This is a genomic window from Duganella sp. GW822-FHT06D06 (assembly GCF_058799615.1).
Map to the genome: position 1 here is coordinate 77,110 of NZ_JBXALQ010000017.1, position 23,433 is coordinate 100,542.

Here is a 23,433-nt window from a genome sequence, read left to right on the forward strand (position 1 = left end):
TCATACGAAAACTCGTACGCCAGGTATGCTGCATTAGTTGAAGCTGTTTTCCAGGAAGCCAGCTTTCTTGGTGATGCGGTCCAGCTCGATCAGCGTGGACAGCAACTCCTTCATGCGACCCAGCGGCACGGCGTTCGGGCCGTCCGACAGGGCTTCTGCAGGGTTGGGATGGGTTTCCATGAACAAGCCGGCCACGCCGACCGCCACCGCCGCGCGCGACAGCACCGGCACCATTTCGCGCATGCCGCCCGAAGAGGTACCGTTACCGCCCGGCAGCTGCACCGAGTGGGTCGCATCGAACACCACAGGGCAGTTCGATTCGCGCATGATGGCCAGCGAACGCATGTCCGATACCAGGTTGTTGTAGCCGAAGGAAGCGCCGCGCTCGCAGGCCATGAAGTTGTCTTCGTTCAAACCCTTGGCCCTGGCGGCCAGGCGGGCTTTGTCGATGACGTTCTTCATGTCGTGCGGGGCGAGGAACTGGCCCTTCTTGATGTTGACCGGCAGGCCGGACTCGGCGCAGGCGACGATGAAATCGGTCTGGCGGCAGAGGAAGGCCGGGGTTTGCAGCACGTCGACCACCGCCGATACTTCGGCGATTTCGTCGATCGAGTGCACGTCGGTCAGCACCGGCACGCCCAGTTCGCGTTTGACGTCGCCCAGGATCTCCAGGCCCTTTTCGCGGCCGGGACCGCGGTAGGTGGTACCGGAGGAACGATTGGCTTTGTCGAACGAGGACTTGTAGATGAACGGGATGCCCAGCGCGGCCGTCATTTCCTTCAGCGCGCCGGCGGTGTCGAACGCCATCTGGCGCGATTCGATCACGCAGGTGCCGGCGATCAGGAAGAACGGCTGGTCGAGGCCAACGTCAAATCCGCACAGTTTCATGCCGCATCTCCTTGCAAAGAATCAGTCACAGCGTGCAGGCGGTTAGCGCCGGCGGCCTTGTGGGCCAGTGCTGCCTTGATGTAGGACGTGAACAGCGGGTGGCCGTCACGCGGGGTCGATTTGAATTCTGGGTGGTACTGCACGCCCATGTACCAAGGGTGCGAGTTCTCGCCGGTACGCGGCAGTTCCATGATTTCGCACAGGTCTTCGGTCGGGGTACGGGCCGCGACCACCAGGCCGGCCGCTTCCACGCGCGGCAGGTAATGGTTGTTGGCTTCGTAGCGGTGACGGTGACGCTCGGTGACCACCGCGCCGTAGATTTCCGACGCCAGGGTGCCCGGCTTGATGGCGCAGGTTTGCGCGCCCAGGCGCATGGTGCCGCCCATGTCGGAATTCTCGTCGCGTTTCTCGACCTTGCCGTCCTGGCCTTGCCATTCGTCGATCAGGGCGACCACCGGCTGCGAGGTTTCCAGGTCGAACTCGGTCGAGTTGGCGGTGGTCAGGCCGGCCTTGTGGCGGGCGTATTCGATCAGCGCCACCTGCATGCCGAGGCAGATGCCCAGGTAAGGGATCTTGTTTTCACGGGCGAACTGGGCGGCCATGATCTTACCTTCCACGCCGCGCTTGCCGAAGCCGCCCGGTACCAGGATGGCGTCGTACTTGCCCAGCGCGGCGCAGCCGGTGGTCTCGATCTCTTCCGAGTCGATGTACTCGATGTTGACCTTGGATTCGTTCTTGATGCCGGCGTGGCGCAGCGCCTCGGTCAGCGACTTGTACGATTCGGTCAGTTCCACATACTTGCCGACCATGCCGATCGACACTTCGGTCTTCGGATGTTCCAGCGTGTAGATCAGGCGGCTCCAGACCGACAGGTCGGCCGGGGCCGGGTTCAGGTCCAGCGCTTCGCAGATGATCGCGTCCAGGCCCTGGTCGTGCAGCATCTGCGGTACTTTGTAGATGGTGTCGACGTCCCACACGGAGATCACGGCCTGCTCTTCGATGTTCGAGAACAGCGAGATCTTGGCGCGTTCGTCGTCCGGGATCGGGCGGTCGGCGCGGCACAGCAGCGCGTTCGGCGAGATGCCGATTTCGCGCAGCTTCTGCACCGAGTGCTGGGTCGGCTTGGTTTTCAGTTCGCCGGCGGAGGCGATGAACGGCACCAGCGTCAGGTGGACGAAGGCGGTGTTCTTGCGGCCGGCGCGCAGGCTCAGCTGACGCGCCGCTTCCAGGAACGGCAGCGATTCGATGTCGCCCACGGTACCGCCGATTTCGCACAGGGCCACGTCGTAGCCTTCGGCGCCGCGACGGATGTAGTCCTGGATTTCGTTGGTGATGTGCGGGATCACCTGCACGGTCTTGCCCAGGTACTCGCCGCGGCGTTCCTTGCGGATCACCGATTCGTAGATTTGCCCGGTGGTGAAGTTGTTCACCTTTTTCATGCGGGTGGAGATGAAGCGCTCGTAGTGGCCGAGGTCGAGGTCGGTTTCGGCCCCGTCGTCGGTGACGAATACTTCACCGTGCTGCATAGGGCTCATCGTGCCAGGATCGACGTTGATATACGGGTCGAGCTTGAGCATGGTGACTTTGAGGCCGCGCGATTCGAGGATCGCGGCGAGAGAGGCGGCGGCAATCCCTTTACCAAGGGAAGACACGACGCCGCCGGTGACGAAGACAAATTTGGTCATTGCAGATGGTGCCGAACGGCACGTGCGGGAAATTGAAATTATACCCTAAAACGTCCGATTCTTCACCTTCCTGCCCGGAAAAATCCGCAACCGGCCGGGAAAGTCCTATGAAAGAAAGTGCAAAAATAGCCAGTTTGCCTATCCGCCAGCACTGTGTTGCACCGTACAGACCGGCGCCTTCAACAAGGCAAAAATGACAACTCACTCAATCAGGGAGGTCATGATGAACTATGAAGAACTCGATGCCTTGGGCATGTATGTCGACCACGGCCACAAAGGCCCCGGTCCGGAACTGATGGGCGCCGATACGCTGATCGGCAATCACGTCCACAACCTGCAGGACGAACACCTGGGCGAGATCAAGGAAATAATGCTCGACATGCGCACCGGCAACATCGCCTATGCGGTGATGTCGTTCGGCGGCGTGTTCACGCTGGGCGAAAAGCTGTTCGCCGTGCCGTGGGAAGCGCTGACGCTGGACACCGTCAACAAACGCTTCTCGCTGAACCTGGACAAGGAACGCATCGAAGCGGCGCCCGGCTTCAATAGCGACGAATGGCCGAATATGGCCAACCAGACCTGGGCCAGCCAGATCCATACCTATTACGGCACCAGCGGCAACCGCAGCGCCGGCCTGCGCTAACAGAAATCGCGGCTGATGGTCGGCAGCCGTCCCAGCAGGTGGGACATGTCGACCAGCCGCTTGGCGACCAGGTGGCGCACGATGCCCTCCTGCTGCCAGACGCCATACACCCCGAGCAGCGGCGCCCCCAGCACTTCGCGCCGCTGCTGCTCCACCAGCGCCGGCCAGATGATGACGTTGACGTTGCCGGTCTCGTCCTCGATGGTGACGAACAGCACGCCCTTGGCCGTGCTGGGACGTTGCCGCACCGTCACCATGCCGCAGGCCCGCGCCAGCATGCCGTTGGTGTAGGTGTTGAGCGTGGACGCCGGCAGGAAGCGGTGCTCCAGCAGCTTGGGGCGCAGCAGCGCCAGCGGATGCCGGCCCAGCGTCAGTCCCTGCGAGCGGTAGTCGCCCAGTATTTCCTCCCCTTCCGTCGGCGGTTTCAGCAGCGGGATCTCCTCGTCCGGCGTGGTCGGCCGCAGCAGGTCCTTGTCCGGCGTGGCGCCGACCGCCTGCCACAAGGCTTGCCGCCGGTTGCCGGCCAGCGCTTGCAGCGCGTTGCCGCCGGCCAGCACTTGCAGGTCGTGGCGGTCGAGGTCGGCCCGGCGCGCCAGGTCGGCCACGCTGGCGAACGGTTGCGCGGCGCGTGCCTGCTCGATGCGCTCGGCCGCCTCGGCGCGCATGCCCTTCAGCAGCGACAGGCCCAGCCGCACCGCCGGCTGATTGCGCCGCCCCACCCGCTCTTCCAGCGATGAATCCCAGCCGCTGACGGTGACGTCGATCTCGCGCACCTGCACGCCGTGCCGTTTGGCGTCCTGCACCAGTTGCGACGGGCTGTAGAAGCCCATCGGTTGGCTATTCAGCAGCGCGCACAGGAAGGCGGCCGGCTCGTGGCACTTGAGCCAGGAACTGGCATAGGTCAGCAGCGCGAAGCTGGCGGCGTGCGATTCGGGAAAGCCGTATTCGCCGAAGCCCTGGATCTGGCTGCAAATGGCGGCCGCGAACGCTTCGTCGTAGCCGCGCTCGCGCATGCCGTCCATGATGCGCTGCTGGTATTTGTCGACCCCGCCCTTGCGCTTCCATGCGGCCATCGCCCGCCGCAGCTGGTCGGCCTCGCCCTCGGTGAAGCCGGCGGCGATGACGGCGATCTGCATCACCTGCTCCTGGAAGATCGGCACGCCCAAGGTGCGGCCCAGCGCTTCCTCCAGCCGCGGCGGGAAGTGGACGTCCTCGCGCCGCATGCGCCGTTGCAGATAGGGATGGACCATGCCGCCCTGGATCGGTCCCGGCCGCACCAGCGCGACCTCGATCACCAGGTCGTAAAACACCCTTGGCCGCAGGCGCGGCAGCATGCTCATCTGCGCCCGCGATTCGATCTGGAACACGCCGATGGTGTCGGCCTCGCACATCATGTCGTAGGTGGCCGGGTCCTCGACGGGAATGTCCTGCATGCGGAACGGCGCGCCGCGCTGCGCGCCCACCAGCGCCAGCGCGCGCCGCAGCGCGGTCAGCATGCCCAGCGCCAGCACGTCCACCTTCATCAGGCCCAGCTCTTCAAGATCGTCCTTGTCCCACTGGATCACGCAGCGCCCTTCCATGGTCGCCGCCTCGATCGGCACCAGCCGCGACAGCTTTTCGTGCGAGATGACGAAGCCGCCGGGATGCTGCGACAGGTGACGCGGGAAGCCCAGCAAGGTCACCGCCAACGCGGCCCATTGCTGCGCCAGTTGCGATTCCGGGTCCAGCCCGCACTCGGCGAGCCGGCCCAGCAGGTCGTTGCGGCCGTCGAACCAGTGGTGCGCCTTGGCCACCTTCTCGACGATGGCCAGGTCCACGCCCAGCGCCTTGCCGCTGTCGCGCAGCGCGCTCTTGGGCCGATAGCTGATGACGACGGCCGCCAGCGCGGCCCGGTCCGCGCCGTATTTCTTGTAGATGTACTGGATCACTTCCTCGCGCCGCTGGTGTTCGAAGTCGACGTCGATGTCGGGCGGCTCGTCGCGCTCGCGCGAGATAAAACGCCCGGTCAGCATATTGCTGCGCTCGGGATCGACCTCGGTCACGCCGAGGCAATAGCAGACCACCGAGTTGGCCGCCGAGCCGCGCCCCTGGCACAGGATGTCCTGCGAACGGGCAAAGCGGACGATGTCGTAGACCGTCAGGAAATAAGGCTCGTATTTCAGCTCGCGGATCAGCGCCAGCTCCTTCTCGATCTGCCCGCACACCTTGTCGGACACGCCGGCCGGAAAGCGCCGCTGCGCGCCGGCATACACTTCCTGCCGCAGATAGCTGCCCGGCGTGTGGCCCGGCGGCACCAGCTCATGCGGATATTCGTAGCGCAGCTGGCTCAGGTTGAAGCAGCACTGCCGCATGATGTTCAACGTTTCCGCCAGCGCCTGCGGCGGATACAGGTTCGCCAGCCGCAGCCGCGAACGCAGGTGCTGCTCGGCGTTCTGCGCCAGCGCGTAGCCGCACTCGGCCACCGGCTTGCCGACCCGCACCGCGCACAAGGTGTCCAGCAAGGGCTTGCGCGAACGCACATGCATGCAGACATGTCCCAGCGCCACCACCGGCATGCCATGCTGCAGCGCCACCTCGTCGATGCTGAGGCGGTGCGCCTCGTCCAGCGCGCGCTGCAACAGGTTCAGGCCCATCCAGCTACGGCCGGGAAACGTCACCTCCATCCACGCCGCCTGCGCGTGCAGGCGGTCGACGTCGTCCGGCTGGAACGCCGGGTAATGCGGCAGCAGGATCATCAGGCAGCCGGGCAAGCCTTTCAAGTGGGCATAGGCCGGCGGCGGCGCGGCCAGGTCGGTCGGCGTGAGCAGGTAGCTGCCCTTGGCGACCCGGTTGCGCCCTATCGTGATGAGTTCGCAGAGATTGCCGTAGCCCTCGCGGTCCTGCGCCAGCGCGATCAGCGACAGGGCCGGGCTGCCGTCGGGATGCTTCAGATGGAAATGGCTGCCGATCAGCAGCGGCAGGCCGGCCTCCCTGGCCTGGGCGTGAGCGCGCACTACGCCGGCCAGCGAGCATTCGTCGGTGATGGCCAGCGCGGCGTAGTCCAGCTGCACGGCGCGCGCGACCAGCTCCTCGGCGCTGGAGGCGCCTTGCAGGAAGGAGAAATTGGTCAGGCAGAACAGCTCGGCATAGGCCGGCAAGCCCTGCATGGTCGGGGTAATGACAGACGCCATGATTTTACGCTGTGTTTTTATACAGCATAGTACACCCTGCGCCGCTTGCTACCAGATAGATGAAGCAATAATTGACTAAAACTATGGCACTACGTAGCACTACGTAGTGCCGACACCACTCTGGCGCAGCAAAACAACAGTAAATAAAGTTTGGATGCAAAATTATCAAAAAAGTCATGCCCTGATGAGCTATTTGACTAGAATCAGTTTTTTCACGGGAGAGAAAACTTGTTCGCCAACACACCATTACGTCATGCAGTACTGCTCAGCCTTTACGGCGCAGCCGCCCTCAGCCTCGCACCATCCGCTTTCGCGCAGACCGCGCAGGAAGCCAAACCAGACACCCCGCTGCAATCGGTCAGCATCGTCGGCTCACGCCGCGCGACCACTTCGTCCACCGACACCGTGGTGCCGGTCGATATCATTCCGATGAGCAAGTCCACCGAACAAGGCGGCCAGTTCGACCTGGCGCAAACGCTGACTTACATCTCGCCATCGTTCAATTCGACCCGCCAGAGCGGCTCCGACGGCGCCGATCTGGTCGACTCCGCCGCGCTGCGCGGCCTCGGCTCCGACCAGACCCTGGTGCTGGTCAACGGCAAGCGCCGCCACACCACCGCGCTGGTCAACCTGTTCGGCGCCCGCAACCGCGGCAACACCGGCACCGACATGAACACCATCCCGCTGCTGGCGATCAAGGACGTGCAGGTGCTGCGCGACGGCGCCGCCGCCCAGTACGGCTCGGACGCCATCGCCGGCGTGATCGACATCGGCCTGAAGAAAAGCAAGGGTTGCGAAGCCATCGCCGGCTTCAGCGAATACTCCAAGCGCGACGGCAAGAACTACATGACCTCGGCCTACTGCGGCTTTGAGATCGGCAACGGCGGCACGCTCGGCATCACCGGCGAATACCTGGACCGCGGCCGTTCCAACCGCGCCGAAGCCGACAATCCGCGCATCATCGGCGACACCAAGACCAAGAACCAGACCATCTACCTGAACGGCGACCTGCCGACCACCGGCGCCGGCAAGCTGTACTTCACCGCCGGCGGCCAGACCCGCAACGCCTCCAGCGCCGCCTTCGCGCGCGGCGGCATCGGTTCCGACGACATCCCGAGCCGCAACTCGGCGGCCATGTACCCGAACGGCTTCGTGCCGTTCATCAACGCCGACATCGACGACCAGTACGCCATCGTCGGCCATCGCAACACGGTGGGCGACTGGAACCTGGATGTGTCGCAGACCTATGGCTACAACAAGATGCGCTACAACATCAGCCATACGATCAACGCCTCGATCGCCAACAAGGACTTGCTGGCCGGCGGCAAGGGCATCAGCCCGGACCGCTTCGACGCGGGCGGCTTCTCGTTCCAGCAGCTGACCACCAACCTCGACCTGAACCACTACTACGACGGCCTGGTCGGTGACGGCCTGAACGTCGCCTTCGGCGGCGAGTACCGCAGCGAGTCCTACAAGATCTTCGCCGGCGAACCCGGTTCGTACAACGACGTCGACGGCATCGGCTTCGGCGGCAACGCCGGCAGCCAGGGCTTCCCCGGCTTCCAGCCGGCCGACCAGGTCAACGCCAAGCGCCACAGCACCGCCGCCTACCTCGACCTGGAAGCGGACCTGAGCCGCACCGTCAAGCTGCAAGGCGCGCTGCGCTACGAGAAGTTCAGCGACTTCGGCTCCACCGTCACCGGCAAGCTGGCCGGCAGCGTGCGCGTGGCCGACAGCGTGCTGCTGCGCGGTTCGGGCAGCACCGGCTTCCGCGCACCGTCGCTGCAACAAGTTTATTTCTCGTCGACCTTCACCGACTTCATCGGCGGCGTCGCCACCGACGTGGTGCTGGCGCCGAACGGCGGCACCGTCGCCAACGCGGCCGGCATCCCGAAACTGAAGGAAGAAAAGTCGACCAGCTTCACGCTGGGCACCACCTGGACGCCGAACGCCGCCGTCTCGGTGACCGCCGACCTGTACAACATCAAGATCAAGGACCGCATCGTGCTGTCGGGCCGCTTCAACGCCGACACCTATCCTGACCTGGCCGAGCGCCTGGCCAAGCTGGGCGTGGGCGAAGCGCAGTTCTTCGTCAACTCGGTCGACACCAAGACCCAGGGCCTGGACCTGACCGCGTCGCACAAGACCAACTTCGGCTCCAACAAGCTGACCACCTTCCTGGCGCTCAACGTCAGCAAGACGGAAGTGACCGGCATCCACGCGCCGGCTTCGCTGAAAGGCTTCGAGGACGTGCTGCTGTCGGAGAAGGAACGCCTGTACATCGAGCAAGGCGCGCCGCGCTCCAAGGCCACGCTGGGCTTCGACTACGTGACCGGCCCGTGGGAAAGCGACCTGAAGATCATCCACTTCGGTCCGCAGACCCTGGGCACCTTCGACGGTACGGCCGGCGGCGTGCCCAACCAGCACTACGAGTCGAAGACCTCGGCCGACCTGAGCTTCACCTACAGCATCAACAAGAACATGAAGTTCACCTTCGGCGGCAACAACATCTTCAACGTCAAGCCGACGTCGCAGAACGTCGACCAGACCGACAACGGTTTCAAGTATGAAAGCGTGCAGTTCGGTTTGAACGGCGCTTCGTACTTCGGCCGCCTGTACGTCAAGTTCTAAGCTCACTGTCCTTTGCATCGACGGCGCCTGCGGGCGCCGTTTTTCGTTGGCCGCAATCGTAACGTTTGCTTACATATCGCTAACGCTATCCAACCCGCTGTCGTTCTACACTGCCTACATCTCAGGCACAGGAGCGTTTCATGCGCCGCGCATTCTTACTCATGTTGGTCCTCTCCCTGCTGCAAGGCGCGCTGGCCTATGCCGCGCTGGGCAGCGCCCCGTCCAATTTCGGCACCACGCCGGTCAGGCAGGGCGCGCGCAGCCTCGCGGCGGCCAACGCCGACAGCACGGCGGTCTACACCGTCAGCCAGAGCACGCTCGACAGCGGCACCGTCGTGCGCGAATATGTGAACACGCAGGGCACGGTGTTCGCCGTCAGCTGGAGCGGCCCGGCCCTGCCCGATCTGCGCACCCTGCTGGGCGACAAGTTCGCGGTGCTGACCAGCACTGCCGGCAAGCGCCCCAAGGCGGGACACTCGCAGCTGGCGGTCGAGCAATCGGACCTGGTGATCGTCTCCGGCGGCCATATGCGCGCCTATGCCGGCCATGCGTGGATACCGAGCGCGCTGCCGGCGGGCTTCGATACTTCCACCATCGAATAGGGAGTCGCGCATGGTCCGCTTCCTCCCCATCGACCGGCTGCTGCATCGCGCCGGCGCGGCCTTGCCGGCCGCGTCCGGTTCGACCTGGTTCCTCTACCTCGCCAGCCTGACGCTCGCACTGATACTCGGCGGCTGCGGCGGCGGTGGCGGCGACAGCACCGCCGCGACCACCAGCACGACCCAGGCCGTCGCCGCCGTCACGCCGGTGGTCAGCATCAGCGCCACGCCGACCGCCGCCACCGTCGGCCAGGTCGTCACGCTGAGCTGGAGCGTCAGCAATCCCGGCGCGACCGGCTGCACCGCCTCGGGCGCGTGGAGCGGCGCGCTGGACAACAGCGGCTCGCAAACCGTCACGGCCGGTGCGGCCGGCACCGCCTTCTACACCGTCACCTGCAGCGGCGTCAGCAAGACCACCAGCGTCGTCGTCAGCACGCCGCCGCCCTCGCCCACCGTCAACCTGACGCTGGCGCCGGCCAGCATCAGCACCGCGCAGACTTCGGTGCTGAGCTGGTCGTCGGCCAACGCCGGCAGTTGCACCGCCAGCGGCGCCTGGAGCGGCGCCAGGGCCAGCTCGGGCTCGATCAGCATCGCGCCCAATGCGGCGGGCAACTTTGTCTACACCCTGTCCTGCACCGGCGACGGCGGCAACGTCAACGCCAGCGCCGCGCTCAGCGTGACTGCGCCACTGAGCAACAGCACCGCCATCGTGGTCGACAGCGGCCCCACCGGCATTAACGGCGCGATCAATATTCCGTACGTCAGCGTGACGGTGTGCCAGCCCGGCACCAGCACCTGCCAGACCATCGACCACGTGCTGCTCGACACCGGCTCCTACGGCCTGCGCCTGCTGGCGCCGCTCGACGCGGCGCTGAACCTGCCGACCGTGAAAACGCCGTCCGGCGCCGACGCCGGCGCATGCGCCAAGTTCATCAGCGGCTACACCTGGGGCGCGGTGCGCCAGGCCGACGTCAAGCTGGCGGACGAAAAGGCGGCCGGCATTTCGATCCAGGTGATCGCCGACAGAGGCGCCAACTACGCCGCCATCCCGTCCAGTTGCAGCAGCGCCGGCAACAACCTCGGCACGCTGGCGGCGTTGGGCGCCAAGGGCGTGCTCGGCGTCGGCCTGTTCAAGCAGGACTGCGGCGACAGCTGCGCCAGGTCGGCGGTCAGCGGCGCCTACTACGCCTGCACCAGCAACGGCTGTACCGCCAGCAGCATGGCGCTGGCGGCGCAGGTCAGCAATCCGGTGGCTTCGTTCGCGGTCAACAACAACGGCGTGCTGGTGGTGCTGCCCAGCGTCGGCACGGCCGGCCTGACCTCGGTCAGCGGCACGTTGATCTTCGGCGTCAACACCCAGGGCAACAACAGCATCGCCGGCGAGACGCTGTACAAGACCAACAGCAGCGGCGACTTCAGCACCACTTACAAAGGCAAGACCTACGGCGCCAGCTTCATCGACAGCGGCTCCAACGGCTACTTCTTCAGCGACAGCACGATACGCACGTGCTCGGGAGGGGATTTCTATTGCCCGGCTGCGACGCTCGCGCTCAGCGCCACCAACGCGGCCGCCGACGGCAGCGCCAGCGGCGTGGTCAACTTCAACGTCGCCAACCTGGTGCAACTAGCGTCGACCATCTCGGCGGCGCAAGTCGGCGGCACAGTGGGCAGCAGCACCAGTGCGGGCAATTACTTTGATTGGGGATTGCCCTTCTTCTACGGCCGCCGCGTGTTCGTCGTATTTGAAGGAGGCGCCGCCAACGGCAAGACCGGGCCGCTGTGGGCCTATTAGGATCGCACAACGCCCGCCGTTGCCGGCAGCGCCCGATAAGCGCTGCCGTCAGAGCCGCTGTTGTGGTCCATCTTTTGGGTAGTTGCCTACCTTCTCTCCGTGGGTGTCTGGTCGAAGGATGATGCATCTCTGCGCGCACCGGCGGTTTGTGACCCCGGTACGACTTGCCAGCATAGCGGGCGACGCCTGAGCGGTATCGCGAAATCACGACAAATCCCTGTTAAATCGCGCCACGGCTCGCCAGGCCCGGCGATAGCGGTCCGCCAAGCAATTGTTTGCGTTTTGTCACGGCCATGTCATGTGCATTGGGTACAGTCGCCACCTTGAATTTTCTTAATTTGAGGGTGCAATGAAAACAAATCTGGTGATGTTGGCTGCGTTGACGGCAGCGGGTCTGGTTGGCTGCGGCGGCGACTACACGGCGCCCCCGGCGATCGCGGAAGGCACGACCGTCACGCTGGCGCTGATGGAAACCACCGACATCCATGCCAACGTGATGAGCTACAACTACTACTCGTTGGCGGAAGACACCAGCCTGGGCCTGGAACGCACCTCGACCCTGGTCAGCGCGGCCCGCGCGGAAAACCCGAACAACCTGCTGCTGGACGACGGCGACGTGATCCAGGGCACGCTGCTGGGCGACCTGCAAGCGGTCACCAAGCCGATCGCCTGCACCGACACCCTGGCCGTGCACAAAGTCATGAACGCCATGAAATACGACGGCGGCGGCTTCGGCAACCACGAGTTCAACTACGGCCTGCCGCTGCTGAGCCAGATCACCAATACCGACTTCGGCATTCCCGGCGTGGCCAAGCCGACCGGCAGCTGCGGCGCGCCGGCCTTCCCGCTGGTGCTGACCAACGTCACCGGCGTCGCCAGCAACAAGCCCATCGTGCAGCCCTACACGCTGCTGCCGCGCACCTTCAGCGCCACCAAGCTGGACGGCACCAAGGTCGACGTCAAGCTCAACATCGGCATCATGAGCTTCGTACCGCCGCAGATCCTGGACTGGGACCAGAAGAACCTGGCCGGCAAAGTCGCCGTGACCGGCGTGCAGGAAGCGGCCAAGCAGTACGTGCCGGAAATGCGCGCCAAGGGCGCCGACCTGGTGGTGGCGCTGTCGCACGGCGGCCTCGACCCAAGCGCCTACAGCCCGAAAATGGAGAACGGCAGCTACCACCTGACCAGCACCGGCATCGACGCGCTGCTGATCGGCCACTCGCACCTTATCTTCCCGAAAGGTAAAGAGACCGGCGCGGCCGCGCTGGATCCATCGTTCGCCGCCTTCCCGGCCAGCGCCAAGATCGACGCCGTCAACGGCTTCGTCAACGGCGTGCCGACCGTGATGGCGCAAAGCTGGGGCCGCCGTCTGGGCATCATCAAGCTGACCTTGGTCTTCACCGGCGGCAAGTGGGTGGTGCAGCAGGACAAGACCAGCGTGGAATCGCGCGGCTTCAAGTACGCCGACGGCGTCACCAACGTCAAGGTCGATCCGGCCATCGCGCCCCTGGTCGCCAGCGAGCACGCGGCCACCATCGCCTATGCCAAGCAGCCGCTGGGCGTGACCACCGACTTTGAAATGTCGGCCTACTTCTCGCTGGTCGGCGACGTCAGCGCGATCCAGCTGGTCAACCAGGCGCAGCTGGACTACGTGAGAAAATTCATCGCCGCCAGCACCGATGCCACCCTCGCCAGCTACAAGAACATTCCGGTGATCTCGTGCAGCGCGCCGTTCAAGGCCGGCCGCAACGGCCCCTCGGACTTCACCGACGTCGCGCCGGGCGCCAGCGCCGCCGCGCCGGTCGGCCTGCAAGTGCGCAATCCGGGCGACCTCTACCTGTACAGCAACAACAACCTGCAGGCGGTGAAAATCAAGGGTTCGGACCTGAAGGCCTGGCTGGAAACGGCGGCCAAGCAGTTCGGCCAGATCGACCCGGCCAAGACCGCCGAGCAGGACCTGGTGCCGTCGTATGGCACGATCTACAACTACGACGTGTTCTACGCCGAGAACAACGCGCTGACCTACCAGATCGACGTGACCAAGCCGGTCGGCAGCCGCATCGTCAACCTGAGCTACCTGGGCAAGGCCGTGGCCGCCGGTGACGACTTCATCGTCGCCACCAACGACTACCGCGCGGGCGGCGGCGGCGCCGTGCCTGGCATCGACGGCAGCAAGACCATCATCAAGTCGCCGGACGCCAACCAGACCGTGGTCAGCAACTACCTGACGGCACAGGGCGCGGCCAGCGGCAAGGTCACGCTGGCCGGCAACGGCAGCGCGCGCAGCTGGAGCTTCGTCAAGGTGGCGACCGCCGGTCCGGTGATCCTGCGTTCGGCGCCTGGCCATCTGGCATTGGCGAAGAGCAGCGGCATCACCGCCGTGACGGCCGAAGGCGCGCTGGACGCCAGCGGCTTCGCCAAGTACTCGGTGGATCTGAGCAAGTAAATGTAAGCGTGGTGCGCGGGGCCGGTGAACGCCGGCTCCGCCTATCGTGAGGTTCTTATCATGCAAGCTAAAAATTATCCTGGTGTCGTCCTGGTCGGTCTGCTGGTCGGCGTGTTCCTGTTCGGCTGCCAGCTGCAACAGGAGAAGCCGAACTCGGCGCAAATCGAAACTGTGGGCATGAAAGCCATGCAGCAGGCCGACGCCGGCGCCGAGCGCAAGCTGATGTCATGGTCGGCGCAGAACATGCCGGTGGCGCAGCGCGAACTGGGGTTGCTGTATCAGACCCGTCCGGAACAGCGGGCGGCATCGCTGAAGCTGTTCGAGCAGGCCGCGCGCGGCGGCGACGTCGACGCCGCCTACCAGCTGGGCGAGATGTTGCGCGTGGGCGTGGCCGGCGTGCCGGCGGCGCCCGCAGCGGCGGCGCCGTGGTACGCCATGGCGGCCAAACAGCATCACGCCCGTGCGGCGCTGATGCTGGGCCTGCTCCACAAAAACGGTGACGGCGTCGCGCGCGATGACGCGCAGGCCGCGCACTGGCTGAACGTCGCCAGCGAGCTAGGCAATCCACACGCCATGTTCCTGCTCTCCTACATCTACCGCGAAGGCCGCGGCGTCGCGCAGGACGGCGCCTTGGCCCGCCACCTGCTGGAAGAAGCCGCCGAGCATGAATATCCACCGGCGATCCAGGAACTGGCGCTGACGATGCAACTGGGCGACGCCCTCAGTCCCAAAGACGAACGCCGCGCCGGCCACCTGCTCAAGGAAGCCGCCGAACACCGCCACAACAACTGGAATCGTTTCTGACGCGCGTTTGATTACGCCGCAAGTCAACCATGCCTGCAGTGCTAGAATTATTTCTCACTGCGGGAGGATGCCATGCCTAAGTTCACCATCGAATTACCGTCAGCACTCAGCTTAAGACTCAAAGCGATAACCGATAGCGACAAGGTAAAAACGCAAGAATTCATTCTGGAGTCTATTGCGGAAAAAATTGCCCTGCTGACCGAGAGAGAAGATGTCTGCGCGATCGCCGACGATCGGTTCGAAGAATTTTTGAAAGATAGGCAATCCGTTCCTTGGGCAGAGGTCAGCAGCTATCTGGAACGGCGCGCTGCCGGCGAAACAATGCCGCCGCCAGTGCCTAAAAAATTCATCCCCTGATCATGGCACGTGTTGAACTGATGCCTAAGGCGATCGATGATCTCGACCGTATTCTGGATTTTTTAGTTCAAAACAAGACGCCGAACGCTCCCACCAAAATCCTGGAAATTCAGCAATCTATCAATGTTCTACAGCTTACACCTTTGATTGGCCATGCCCTGCGCGACAACAAGTGTGAGCTCGTCATTGGGAAACGGAGGCATGGCTATATCGCCATATACCGGTATCTGGCCGACATCGACACGGTGTTTGTACTCGCCATCCAAAGCCAACGACAACAACGAATCCGTTGAACAACGCACAGACCGTCTTTGATCGCGCTCCTAGACTGGGTAAGCAGTTCCCCCATTCATTCGCCACGCAAGGAGCCGATATGAGAACCACCGCCCATCCGCACAATAAAATCCCCAAGCCGATTCCAACTGAAACCGATCCGCAGGATGCGATCACGCTGCTGACGGAAGACCATGAGCACGTCAAGTCGCTGTTCGAACAATACGAGGGACTGGGCGACCGTGCTCGTGTCAGCAAGCAAAAGTTGGCCTTGCAGATCTGCACCGAACTGACCAAGCACGCCACCGCCGAAGAGGAGATCTTCTACCCCGCCGTGCGCGCCGCCACCAAGGATGACGACTTGCTCGACGAGGCCGTCGTCGAGCACGCCTCGGCCAAGGACTTGATCGCACAGATCATCGCGATGGAACCCACCGACGATCTGTACGACGCCAAGGTCAAGGTATTATCCGAGCTGATCGACCATCACGTCCAGGAAGAAGAGACCGAGATGTTCCCCAAGGCCCGCAAGGCCAAGCTCGACCTCGATGCGCTGGGCACCCAGATCGCCGCGCGCAAGGAGCAGGTCGAGCTGCCGCCGCACTAACACCGGTTCAGCGCAACATCACTTCGCCGCCAGCCGTTCCATCTCGCGCTGCATGTTGTCGATGGCGCGCTCGTTGTACTGGTCGGCAAAGTAGTCGTTGCCGAACAACTGGCCCGCATCGGCTTTGCGGCACAAGTGGGCCAGCGCGCCGCCGCGCTGTTCGCGGTACTTGGCGTCCGGCAGGTGGATATATTCCTTGCGGATGGCGCGCGCATAGTTCTGGTAGACCTCGTCGTCCTGCCCCAGGATGGCCAGGTCGACGCTGAGCAGGGTGTCCTTCAGGCGATGCGTGATCGAGGCTTCCTGGAAATGGTCGGTGGCGCGTATCAGTTCGGCGGCGTCGCTCATCTCCTGGCCCAGGTGGCTGCCCAGCCACAGTTGCGCGCTGGCTTCCTCGTTGGTCAGCGCGCCCGGCTCGCCGCTGTGGCCGTACTCGGCGTCATGGAACCAGAACGCCTGCTTGACGATGTCGACGTCGGCCGGATCGGGCCGGGTGTTGGCGGCCCACACGCGGATCTCGCACAGGCCGTGCACCAGGTGGTCGAGGTTGTGATAGTGGCGCGCCGGGCCGCCGTAGGCCGTGGCCCCGGTCAGCTGCACGAACCACTGGTCGGCGTGGGCGATGGCGGTGGCGTCGCGGTGCTCGTAGTCCCACAGCGTTTCCCATTCCTTGCGCAGCCAGCTCAGCACCCAGGCGTGGTAGGCCGGGCCGGGCACGAATTTCTTCATGATCCAGTTCCAGCCGATCGGCCCTTCCAGCGCCTTGACGAAGCTGGAGCTGACCGAACCGAGGTCGCGCGGCGGCATCACGAAGATGGTCTTGGCGCCCTGCAGCACGTCGACGTTGGTTTGCTGGATCAGGTTTTCGTAGTCGAAATCGGCGGTGGTGCGGATGCCGCGTATCAGGCAGTGCACGCCCTGCTTCTTGGCGGCGCGCGCCGTGTAGTCGCCCTTGACGATGACCACCTGCACATTGTCCCAGCCCTGCTCGGCGCAGCTGAGGGCGATGATGCTCTTGCGCTCCTCGGCCGAGAACTTGGGCTTCTTAGCCGGATTTTCGGACAGGAAGACCACCACCTCGTCCGCCAGCGAACGGGCTTCGTTCATCACCCACATGTGACCGTTGGTGATCGGGTCCAGGGTGCCCGAAAAGCCGATTTTCTTCATACGCCACTCCAACGCCATGTCAAAGTGGCATTTTAGACTGGAGTGGCCCTTGCAGTCTCAGGAAAATCGAGTTTGATCAGCAGCCCGCCCAGGCGCTCGGACTCGCCCAGGGTCAGCGCGGCGCCGTGGCGTTCGGCGATCGACTTGATGATCGCCAGCCCCAGCCCGCTGCCGCCGGCCGGGCTGCCCGGCACGCGGTAGAAGCGGCTGAACACGCGCTCGCGCTCTTCCGGCGGGATGCCGGGGCCGGAATCCTCGACCGTGAGGACGACGCGGCCCGGCGCGGCCTTTGTGGCGCCGGCGCTACGGCGCAGCTCGATATCGACGGTGCCGCCGGCCGGCGTGTACTTGGTGGCGTTGTCGATCAGGTTGCGCAGCAGGATGATCAGCGCGTCCGGCTGGCCGTCGACCGAGGCTTCGTCGGCGTGATGCAGGCCGAGGTCGATCTGGCGCGTTTGCGCCAGCCCGGCCATGTCGCCCAGCGAACGCTTGACCAGCTCGCTCAGGTTGACCGGCTCCAGCTTGACATCGTTGACCGAGCCTTCCTGCCTTGCCAGCACCAGCAGCTGCTCCACCAGCCGCGTGGCGCGTTCGATGCCGGCCGTGACGCGGCCGACGGCGACGCTGCGCGCCGCCTCGTCCTGCGCGCGCTCCAGGCTCAGCACCTGCAATTTGAGCGCCGCCAGCGGCGAGCGCAGTTCGTGCGCGGCGTCGGCGACGAAGTGCTGCTGGGCCTCGAAGGCGGTGCGCACGCGGCCGAACAGCAGGTTCAGTTCGTGCACCAGCGGCAGCACCTCGTCGGGTAAATCGTTTTCGGAGACGGGCGACAGATCGTCCGCCTGGCGCGCCGCCACCTGGCGCTTGACACGCGACACCGGCGCCAGCGAGCCGCTGACCACCCACCACACCACCAGCATCAGCACCGGCGCCATGACGGCGATCGGGCCGACCGTGCGCAGCGCCAGGGTGCCGGCCATGCGCTGGCGCACCGCCATGTCTTGCGCCACCTGCACCGTCTGGTTGCTGGTCTGCACCGAGAAAATCCGGTAGGTGGTCTTGTTGACCTTGACCGTGTCGAAGCCCAGCACGGCGCGCTGCGGCAGCGCCGCGCGCGACAGCGAACGGAACACTTGCGCGCCGTCCGGCGTCCATACCTGCACCACCAGGTCGTCGTTCTCGGGATCGGCCGCCGTGTCGGCGGCCTTGTTGGTCAGCGTGGCGCTGGAACGCAGCGACATCGCCATTTGCTGCATGTGATAGTCGAAGATCTGGTCGGCGTCGTTGAGCGCGCTGCGGTAGGCGATCATCGCCTGTGCAATGGCCGCCATCGTGATGGCGGCCAGCAGGAACCACAGCAAACGTCCACGCAGCGAGTGCGTCACCACGGGCACCCGCGGCAGCGACGGCATCTTCACTTTCATAACTTGGGCACCATGTATCCCAGGCCGCGCACGTTCTGGATCAGTTCCGCGCCGAGTTTCTTGCGCAGGCCGTGGATGTAGACTTCGACCGCGTTGCTGTTGACTTCATCCTTCCAGCTGTACAGTTTTTCTTCCAGCTGATGCCGCGACAGCACGATGCCCGGCCGCGCGATCAGCGCTTCCAGCACCGCCCATTCGCGCGCCGACAGGCTGACCGCCTTGCCGTCGGCCAGCACTTCGCGGGTTTGCGGATTGACGCTGACGCCGCCGTGCTCGAAGACCGGCTCGGCGCGGCCGGCCGAACGGCGCAGCAAGGCGCGGATGCGCGCCAGCAATTCGTCGAGGTCGTAGGGTTTGAGGACATAGTCATCGGCACCGGCGTCGAGGCCGGCGATGCGCTGTTCCTTGGCGTCGCGCGCCGTGGCCACCAGCACGGGAGTGAGCTCCTTGCGCGCGCGCATCGAGCGCAGCACTTCAAGGCCGTCCTTGCGCGGCAGGCCCAGGTCCAGCAGCACCAGATCATAGGTCTGGGTTTGCAGCGCGGTGTCGGCCATCGCGCCATCCTTGACCCAGTCGACCGCGTAGTGCTCGGCCCTCAGCAGGTCGAGCACCACCTCGCCGATCATCGTATCGTCTTCCACCAGCAGAAGTCGCATATTATTTCCTTTCTATTTTTGTGTTGCGTTCTGCCGGCCCGACTTAACCTAGTCGCACCGGTATGAAGATTTTATCGTCGCCGCGCTGTATCAGCAACGCCACCGACTTGCCGGACTTGTCGACCACTTCGCGTACCTGGTCCACCGTGTTGACCGGACGGCCGTTCACCGACAGCAGCACATCGCCCGGCTGCACGCCGGCATCGGCCGCCGCGCCGCGCGCATCCTCGATCAGCAAGCCATTGGCGATGCCGGACTGGCGTTTCTCCATGTTTTCCAGCGGACGCAGCGACAAGCCCAGCTTCAGCTTGGCGCTGGCCGGTCCGCCGCGCTCGCCGTCGGCCGCCGCCGCGACTTTGTCGTTGGCATTGCCCAGCGTGGCGCTCAATTGTACCGGCTTACCCTGGCGCCAGACTTCCATCGTCACTTTATCACCGGGCGTGGCCAGGCTGACGATCGCCGGCAAATCGCCGGAACTGACGATCTTGTTGCCGTTGAGCGTGCGGATCACGTCGCCCAGCTTCAGGCCGGCCTTGTCGCCGGGACCGCCCTTCTCGACGTTGGACACCAGCGCGCCTTCCGGCGTGGCCAGGTTGAACGAGTCGGCGAAGCCCTGGTTGATCTCCTGCACCGTCACGCCCAGCTTGGCGTGGGTGACCTTGCCGGTCGAGACGATCTGGTCCTTGATCTTGCCGGCCACGTCGATCGGGATCGCGAACGACAAGCCCTGGTAGCCGCCGGTCTGGCTGTAGATCTGCGAGTTGATGCCGACCACTTCGCCGCGCGTGTTGAACAGCGGGCCGCCCGAGTTGCCGGGGTTGACGGCGACGTCGGTCTGGATGAAAGGCACGTTGCCGTCCGGTAGCGAGCGGCCCTTGGCGCTGACCACGCCGGCGGTGACGGTGTTGTCGAGGCCGTATGGCGAGCCGATCGCCAGCACCCATTCGCCCACTTTCAGGTCGTTGCCCTTGGCCAGCGGCACCACCGGCAGGTTCTTGGCGTCGATCTTCAGCACGGCGACGTCGCTTTTCGGATCCGAGCCCAGCACCTTGGCGCGGAACTCGCGACGGTCGGTCAGCTTGACCACCACTTCGCTGGCGTCGCGCACCACGTGGGCGTTGGTCAGGATGATGCCGTCGGCGCTGATGATGAAGCCGGAGCCGAGGCCGTGGGTCGGCACGTTGCGCTGGCCGCCGCGCTGCTGCGGCCCCTGGAAGCGGCGGAAGAATTCGTAGAACGGATCGTCGGCGAACGGATCGGCGCGGCCGGCCTGCTCGGCGCCCTCGTAGGCGGTCTTGGTGCTGCCGGTGACGCTGATGTTGACCACCGCCGGGCCGTTGTGGGCGGCGATGACGCTGAAGTCGGGCAGCGCCATCATGGGCGCAGGCACGGCGACTGGGGCGGCCTGGGACGGTGCCGCGGCTTGCAGCACAACGGGGGCGGCGGCAACGGCATTGCCTTGTTTGACGGCGACGGCGCCGCCGACGCCTATCACGCCCAGCACTGCCACGGCGAGGGCTGCACGTTTGAGGGTAGATTCGGACATAGCTGCACTCCTGAATTGACTGAGGTTTGTAGATGTATCCAATATGAGGGTAAAAACTTAGACCCGTCTTAACTACACAATTGCTTACAATCAAGACGGGTGGACGTAGAACTGGCCGGATATACCGGCCAGTCAGTCACTACTCAGCTACAGCGGATCAGGCGGCCTGGCGCTGCTCCAGGGCGGTGACCTTGTCGCTGCCGTCGATGACGATCTTGCGTGGCTTGAGCGCCTCGGGCACTTCGCGCACCAGTTCGATGTTCAGCATGCCGTTGTCGAAAGTGGCGCCGGTCACTTTGACGTGGTTGGCCAGCTGGAAGCGCTGCTCGAAATCGCGGGCGGCGATGCCGCGGTGCAGATAAGTGCGCTCGGTGGCGTCCTTCTGCTTGCGGCCGACGATGTGCAGCGAATCGCGTTCGAAGGTGATGTCGATTTCCGAACGGTCGAAGCCGGCCAGCGCCATCACGATGCGGTATTGGTCGTCCGACACCAGTTCGATGTTGTACGGTGGGTAGCTCGGGGTGGAGTCGCCGCGCTGGGCGTCGTTCAGCAGTTGTGCCAGACGATCAAAGCCGATGGCGGAACGATACAGTGGGGTCAGGTCAAAAGTACGCATGATGAATATCCTTTTAAAGTTAAGCGATATGGGTGGGGAAGGTTCCCCTCGGTGGTCCCCATCTGGGCAACCACTGAGTCCGATATAGTTTGGTTTTCCGGCCTTTCAAGGCCTTGAAAAACGGCCACAAGATCCCCAGAGCCGCAAATTTTTTAAAAATATTTTCGCTGCAGCGCGCCATCGTTTTGCCAGATTTACAAGTTGCCTGCGTGCTACACTCGCCCTCTTGTCCAACCTCGTTATCGACCACATGTCCATGTCCCGTGCCGCCCTCGCCGTCCTGTTGGCTACCGCCTTCAGCGCCCAGGCAGAAGCCATCTCCGAACAGCCTTACCCAGGCACCATCGTCTTGAAAGTGGACGCCACCAACACGGCGCAGCAGATCTTCCGCGTGCGCGAGAACATCCCCGCCAAGCCGGGCAAGCTGACGCTGCTCTATCCGCAGTGGATACCGGCCAACCACGGCCCCAGCGGCGCGCTGAACCAGTTCGCCGGCCTCAAGGTCAGCGCCAACGGCAAGCCGCTGGACTGGAAGCGCGACACGGTCAACGTCTACGCCTTCCACATCGAGGTGCCGAAGGATGCGTCGTCGGTGGACGTGGAATTCCAGTACCTGTCGCCGATGGAGGCGAGCCAGGGCCGCACCACGATGACCAACGACATCGTCGGCGTGCAATGGCAATCGCTGACCCTGTACCCGGCCGGCTACAACAGCCGCCGCATCACCATGCAGCCCAACCTGACGGTGCCGGCCGGCTGGCAGTACGGCACCGCGCTGGAGACGGCCGCGCGCAACGGCGACGAGATCGCCTTCAAGCCGCTGGACCTGGAAACGATGATGGATTCGCCGCTGTTCGCCGGCCGCCATTTCCGCCGCATCGACCTCGATCCGGGCGCGAAAGTGCCGGTGCACCTGAACGTCGTGGCCGACTCGGCCGAGCAGCTGGAAGCGACGCCGGAACAGATCGCGCCGCACCGCGCGATGGTGCAGCAAGCCTACAAGCTGTTCAACTCGCGGCACTACCAGCACTACGATTTCCTGTTCGCCATCAGCGACGAGTTCGGCGGCATCGGCCGCGAGCACCACCAGTCGAGCGAGAACGGCGTCAAGCTGGGCTACTTCGCCGAGTGGGCCAAGCACGAGGCGCGGCGCGAACTGCTGCCGCATGAATTCACCCATTCGTGGAACGGCAAGTTCCGCCGTCCGGCCGACCAGAACGTCCCCAACTTCAACACGCCGCTGCAGAACTCGCTGCTGTGGGTGTACGAAGGCCAGACCCAGTACTGGGGCGCGGTGATCGCCGCCCGCTCCGGCCTGATCAAGCAAGAGCACACGCGCGACCTGCTGGCCGCCACCGCCGCCCGCTACGACAACACCCGCGGCCGCGAATGGCGCGCGGTGCAGGACACCACCAACGATCCGATCGTCAACGCCCGCCGTCCGCAAGGCTGGAACAACTGGCAGCGCGCCGAGGATTACTACTTGGAAGGCGAATTGATCTGGCTGGACGCCGACACGCTGATCCGCGAAAAATCCGGCGACAAGCGCTCGCTGAACGACTTCGCCCGCAGCTTCTTCGGCGTCGACGACGGCGTCTACGTCGCCAAGCACTACACGTTTGACGACGTGGTGAAGGCGCTCAACGCGATCCAGCCTTACGACTGGGCCGGCTTCCTGCGCACCCGCCTCGACGGCCACGGCCCCGGCGCGCCGCTGGACGGTCTGGCGCGCGCCGGCTGGAAACTGGTCTACACCGAAAAGCCGACCGACTTCCTCAAGGCCCAGGAAGAGCTCAACAAATCGGCCAACTTCCAGTATTCGCTGGGCTTCTCGGTCGGTGCGGATGGCAAGCTGGAAGCGTTCCAGTGGGAAGGCGTGGGCTTCAAGGCCGGCCTGTCGGGCGGCAGCACGCTGCTGGCCGTCAACGGCCGCGCCTACAAGGCCGAGGTGCTGCGCGCCGCCGTCACCGCCGCCAAGACCGGCATGGAGCCGATCAGCCTGCTGGTCAAAAAGGGCAATTTGTACCAGACCTATGCGCTCGACTACCACGGCGGCCTGAAGTATCCGCGCCTGGAGCGCATCGACGGCACGCCGGACCGTCTTGATGCAATTTTGCAACCATTGAAGTAAT

At 64.5% G+C, this 23,433-nt stretch carries 18 protein-coding genes; 10 read left to right on the top strand and 8 right to left on the bottom strand.

Annotation, left to right across the window (positions count from 1 at the left end):
• Nucleotides 1-33 precede the first annotated feature (33 nt).
• Both kdsA and pyrG read right to left on the bottom strand, forming a co-directional pair.
• Nucleotides 34-888, bottom strand: coding sequence for a 3-deoxy-8-phosphooctulonate synthase (gene kdsA, locus AC1RMD_RS25060; RefSeq protein WP_492930493.1), 855 nt, complete (start codon nt 886-888; stop codon nt 34-36).
• Nucleotides 885-2,573 (bottom strand): CTP synthase, encoded by a 1,689-nt coding sequence (gene pyrG, locus AC1RMD_RS25065; RefSeq protein WP_492930495.1) that lies wholly within the window; start codon nt 2,571-2,573, stop codon nt 885-887. The genes kdsA and pyrG overlap by 4 nt, the downstream gene beginning before the upstream one ends.
• Nucleotides 2,574-2,796: 223 nt before the next feature.
• On the opposite strand from pyrG, the gene AC1RMD_RS25070 reads away from it, so the two are divergent.
• The gene (locus AC1RMD_RS25070) at nt 2,797-3,216 is read left to right on the top strand and encodes a PRC-barrel domain-containing protein (protein ID WP_492930597.1); all 420 of its coding nucleotides are present in this window, start codon (nt 2,797-2,799) and stop codon (nt 3,214-3,216) included.
• Here AC1RMD_RS25070 and AC1RMD_RS25075 read toward each other — a convergent pair.
• Nucleotides 3,213-6,386, bottom strand: a complete 3,174-nt coding sequence (locus AC1RMD_RS25075; protein WP_492930497.1) for an error-prone DNA polymerase — start codon at nt 6,384-6,386, stop codon at nt 3,213-3,215. The two genes, AC1RMD_RS25070 and AC1RMD_RS25075, sit on opposite strands and share 4 nt — an antisense overlap.
• A gap of 228 nt (nt 6,387-6,614) precedes the next feature.
• Between AC1RMD_RS25075 and AC1RMD_RS25080 the strand changes: the two genes are divergently transcribed.
• From AC1RMD_RS25080 to AC1RMD_RS25115, 8 genes are all read left to right on the top strand, one after another.
• A complete protein-coding gene (locus AC1RMD_RS25080) occupies nt 6,615-9,017 on the top strand; it encodes a TonB-dependent receptor plug domain-containing protein (RefSeq protein WP_492930499.1) in 2,403 nt (800 codons plus the stop codon).
• Between the two features lie 161 nt (nt 9,018-9,178).
• Nucleotides 9,179-9,619: a DUF2844 domain-containing protein gene (locus tag AC1RMD_RS25085; RefSeq protein ID WP_492930501.1), complete on the top strand. Its 441-nt coding sequence runs from the start codon at nt 9,179-9,181 to the stop codon at nt 9,617-9,619.
• A 10-nt stretch (nt 9,620-9,629) separates the two neighbouring features.
• Nucleotides 9,630-11,408 carry a DUF3443 family protein gene (locus AC1RMD_RS25090; RefSeq protein ID WP_492930503.1) on the top strand — a complete coding sequence of 593 codons (1,779 nt, stop codon included), beginning with the start codon at nt 9,630-9,632 and terminating at the stop codon, nt 11,406-11,408.
• A gap of 349 nt (nt 11,409-11,757) precedes the next feature.
• Nucleotides 11,758-13,854, top strand: a complete 2,097-nt coding sequence (locus AC1RMD_RS25095) for a bifunctional 2',3'-cyclic-nucleotide 2'-phosphodiesterase/3'-nucleotidase (protein ID WP_492930505.1) — start codon at nt 11,758-11,760, stop codon at nt 13,852-13,854.
• Nucleotides 13,855-13,914: 60 nt separating this feature from the next.
• Nucleotides 13,915-14,658 (top strand): tetratricopeptide repeat protein, encoded by a 744-nt coding sequence (locus tag AC1RMD_RS25100; protein ID WP_492930507.1) that lies wholly within the window; start codon nt 13,915-13,917, stop codon nt 14,656-14,658.
• Between the two features lie 72 nt (nt 14,659-14,730).
• Nucleotides 14,731-15,015 carry a hypothetical protein gene (locus AC1RMD_RS25105; protein WP_492930509.1) on the top strand — a complete coding sequence of 95 codons (285 nt, stop codon included), beginning with the start codon at nt 14,731-14,733 and terminating at the stop codon, nt 15,013-15,015.
• 2 nt (nt 15,016-15,017) lie between these two features.
• Complete coding sequence (locus tag AC1RMD_RS25110) at nt 15,018-15,308, top strand: type II toxin-antitoxin system RelE/ParE family toxin (RefSeq protein WP_492930511.1); 291 nt, start codon at nt 15,018-15,020, stop codon at nt 15,306-15,308.
• Between the two features lie 80 nt (nt 15,309-15,388).
• Entirely contained in the window at nt 15,389-15,895 is a 507-nt protein-coding gene (locus tag AC1RMD_RS25115) for a hemerythrin domain-containing protein (protein ID WP_492930513.1), read from the top strand.
• An 18-nt stretch (nt 15,896-15,913) separates the two neighbouring features.
• Here AC1RMD_RS25115 and coaD read toward each other — a convergent pair whose 3' ends face one another.
• The 5 genes from coaD to AC1RMD_RS25140 all read right to left on the bottom strand — a co-directional run bounded on the left by coaD (nt 15,914) and on the right by AC1RMD_RS25140 (nt 21,301).
• Nucleotides 15,914-17,062 (bottom strand): pantetheine-phosphate adenylyltransferase, encoded by a 1,149-nt coding sequence (coaD, locus tag AC1RMD_RS25120; RefSeq protein WP_492930515.1) that lies wholly within the window; start codon nt 17,060-17,062, stop codon nt 15,914-15,916.
• 32 nt (nt 17,063-17,094) lie between these two features.
• The gene (locus tag AC1RMD_RS25125) at nt 17,095-18,483 is read right to left on the bottom strand and encodes an ATP-binding protein (protein WP_492930517.1); all 1,389 of its coding nucleotides are present in this window, start codon (nt 18,481-18,483) and stop codon (nt 17,095-17,097) included.
• On the bottom strand, nt 18,480-19,139 hold the full coding sequence (locus AC1RMD_RS25130) for a response regulator (RefSeq protein ID WP_492930519.1): 660 nt from the start codon (nt 19,137-19,139) through the stop codon (nt 18,480-18,482). Before AC1RMD_RS25130 ends, AC1RMD_RS25125 begins: the two co-directional genes overlap by 4 nt.
• 43 nt (nt 19,140-19,182) lie before the next feature.
• Nucleotides 19,183-20,685, bottom strand: coding sequence for a Do family serine endopeptidase (locus AC1RMD_RS25135; protein ID WP_492930521.1), 1,503 nt, complete (start codon nt 20,683-20,685; stop codon nt 19,183-19,185).
• Nucleotides 20,686-20,842: 157 nt separating this feature from the next.
• Complete coding sequence (locus AC1RMD_RS25140) at nt 20,843-21,301, bottom strand: Hsp20 family protein (protein ID WP_492930523.1); 459 nt, start codon at nt 21,299-21,301, stop codon at nt 20,843-20,845.
• Between the two features lie 256 nt (nt 21,302-21,557).
• Here AC1RMD_RS25140 and AC1RMD_RS25145 point away from each other — a divergent pair, with 256 nt between their 5' ends.
• Nucleotides 21,558-23,432, top strand: a complete 1,875-nt coding sequence (locus AC1RMD_RS25145) for a M61 family metallopeptidase (protein ID WP_492930525.1) — start codon at nt 21,558-21,560, stop codon at nt 23,430-23,432.
• Nucleotide 23,433: the final 1 nt, after the last annotated feature.

Coding starts and splice junctions, on each gene's coding strand:
- kdsA (WP_492930493.1), bottom strand. CDS start 888: ATGAAACTGTGCGGATTTGACGTTGGCCTCGACCAGCCGTTCTTCCTG.
- pyrG (WP_492930495.1), bottom strand. CDS start 2,573: ATGACCAAATTTGTCTTCGTCACCGGCGGCGTCGTGTCTTCCCTTGGT.
- AC1RMD_RS25070 (WP_492930597.1), top strand. CDS start 2,797: ATGAACTATGAAGAACTCGATGCCTTGGGCATGTATGTCGACCACGGC.
- AC1RMD_RS25075 (WP_492930497.1), bottom strand. CDS start 6,386: ATGGCGTCTGTCATTACCCCGACCATGCAGGGCTTGCCGGCCTATGCC.
- AC1RMD_RS25085 (WP_492930501.1), top strand. CDS start 9,179: ATGTTGGTCCTCTCCCTGCTGCAAGGCGCGCTGGCCTATGCCGCGCTG.
- AC1RMD_RS25090 (WP_492930503.1), top strand. CDS start 9,630: ATGGTCCGCTTCCTCCCCATCGACCGGCTGCTGCATCGCGCCGGCGCG.
- AC1RMD_RS25095 (WP_492930505.1), top strand. CDS start 11,758: ATGAAAACAAATCTGGTGATGTTGGCTGCGTTGACGGCAGCGGGTCTG.
- AC1RMD_RS25100 (WP_492930507.1), top strand. CDS start 13,915: ATGCAAGCTAAAAATTATCCTGGTGTCGTCCTGGTCGGTCTGCTGGTC.
- AC1RMD_RS25105 (WP_492930509.1), top strand. CDS start 14,731: ATGCCTAAGTTCACCATCGAATTACCGTCAGCACTCAGCTTAAGACTC.
- AC1RMD_RS25110 (WP_492930511.1), top strand. CDS start 15,018: ATGGCACGTGTTGAACTGATGCCTAAGGCGATCGATGATCTCGACCGT.
- AC1RMD_RS25115 (WP_492930513.1), top strand. CDS start 15,389: ATGAGAACCACCGCCCATCCGCACAATAAAATCCCCAAGCCGATTCCA.
- coaD (WP_492930515.1), bottom strand. CDS start 17,062: ATGAAGAAAATCGGCTTTTCGGGCACCCTGGACCCGATCACCAACGGT.
- AC1RMD_RS25125 (WP_492930517.1), bottom strand. CDS start 18,483: ATGAAAGTGAAGATGCCGTCGCTGCCGCGGGTGCCCGTGGTGACGCAC.
- AC1RMD_RS25130 (WP_492930519.1), bottom strand. CDS start 19,139: ATGCGACTTCTGCTGGTGGAAGACGATACGATGATCGGCGAGGTGGTG.
- AC1RMD_RS25135 (WP_492930521.1), bottom strand. CDS start 20,685: ATGTCCGAATCTACCCTCAAACGTGCAGCCCTCGCCGTGGCAGTGCTG.
- AC1RMD_RS25140 (WP_492930523.1), bottom strand. CDS start 21,301: ATGCGTACTTTTGACCTGACCCCACTGTATCGTTCCGCCATCGGCTTT.
- AC1RMD_RS25145 (WP_492930525.1), top strand. CDS start 21,558: ATGTCCCGTGCCGCCCTCGCCGTCCTGTTGGCTACCGCCTTCAGCGCC.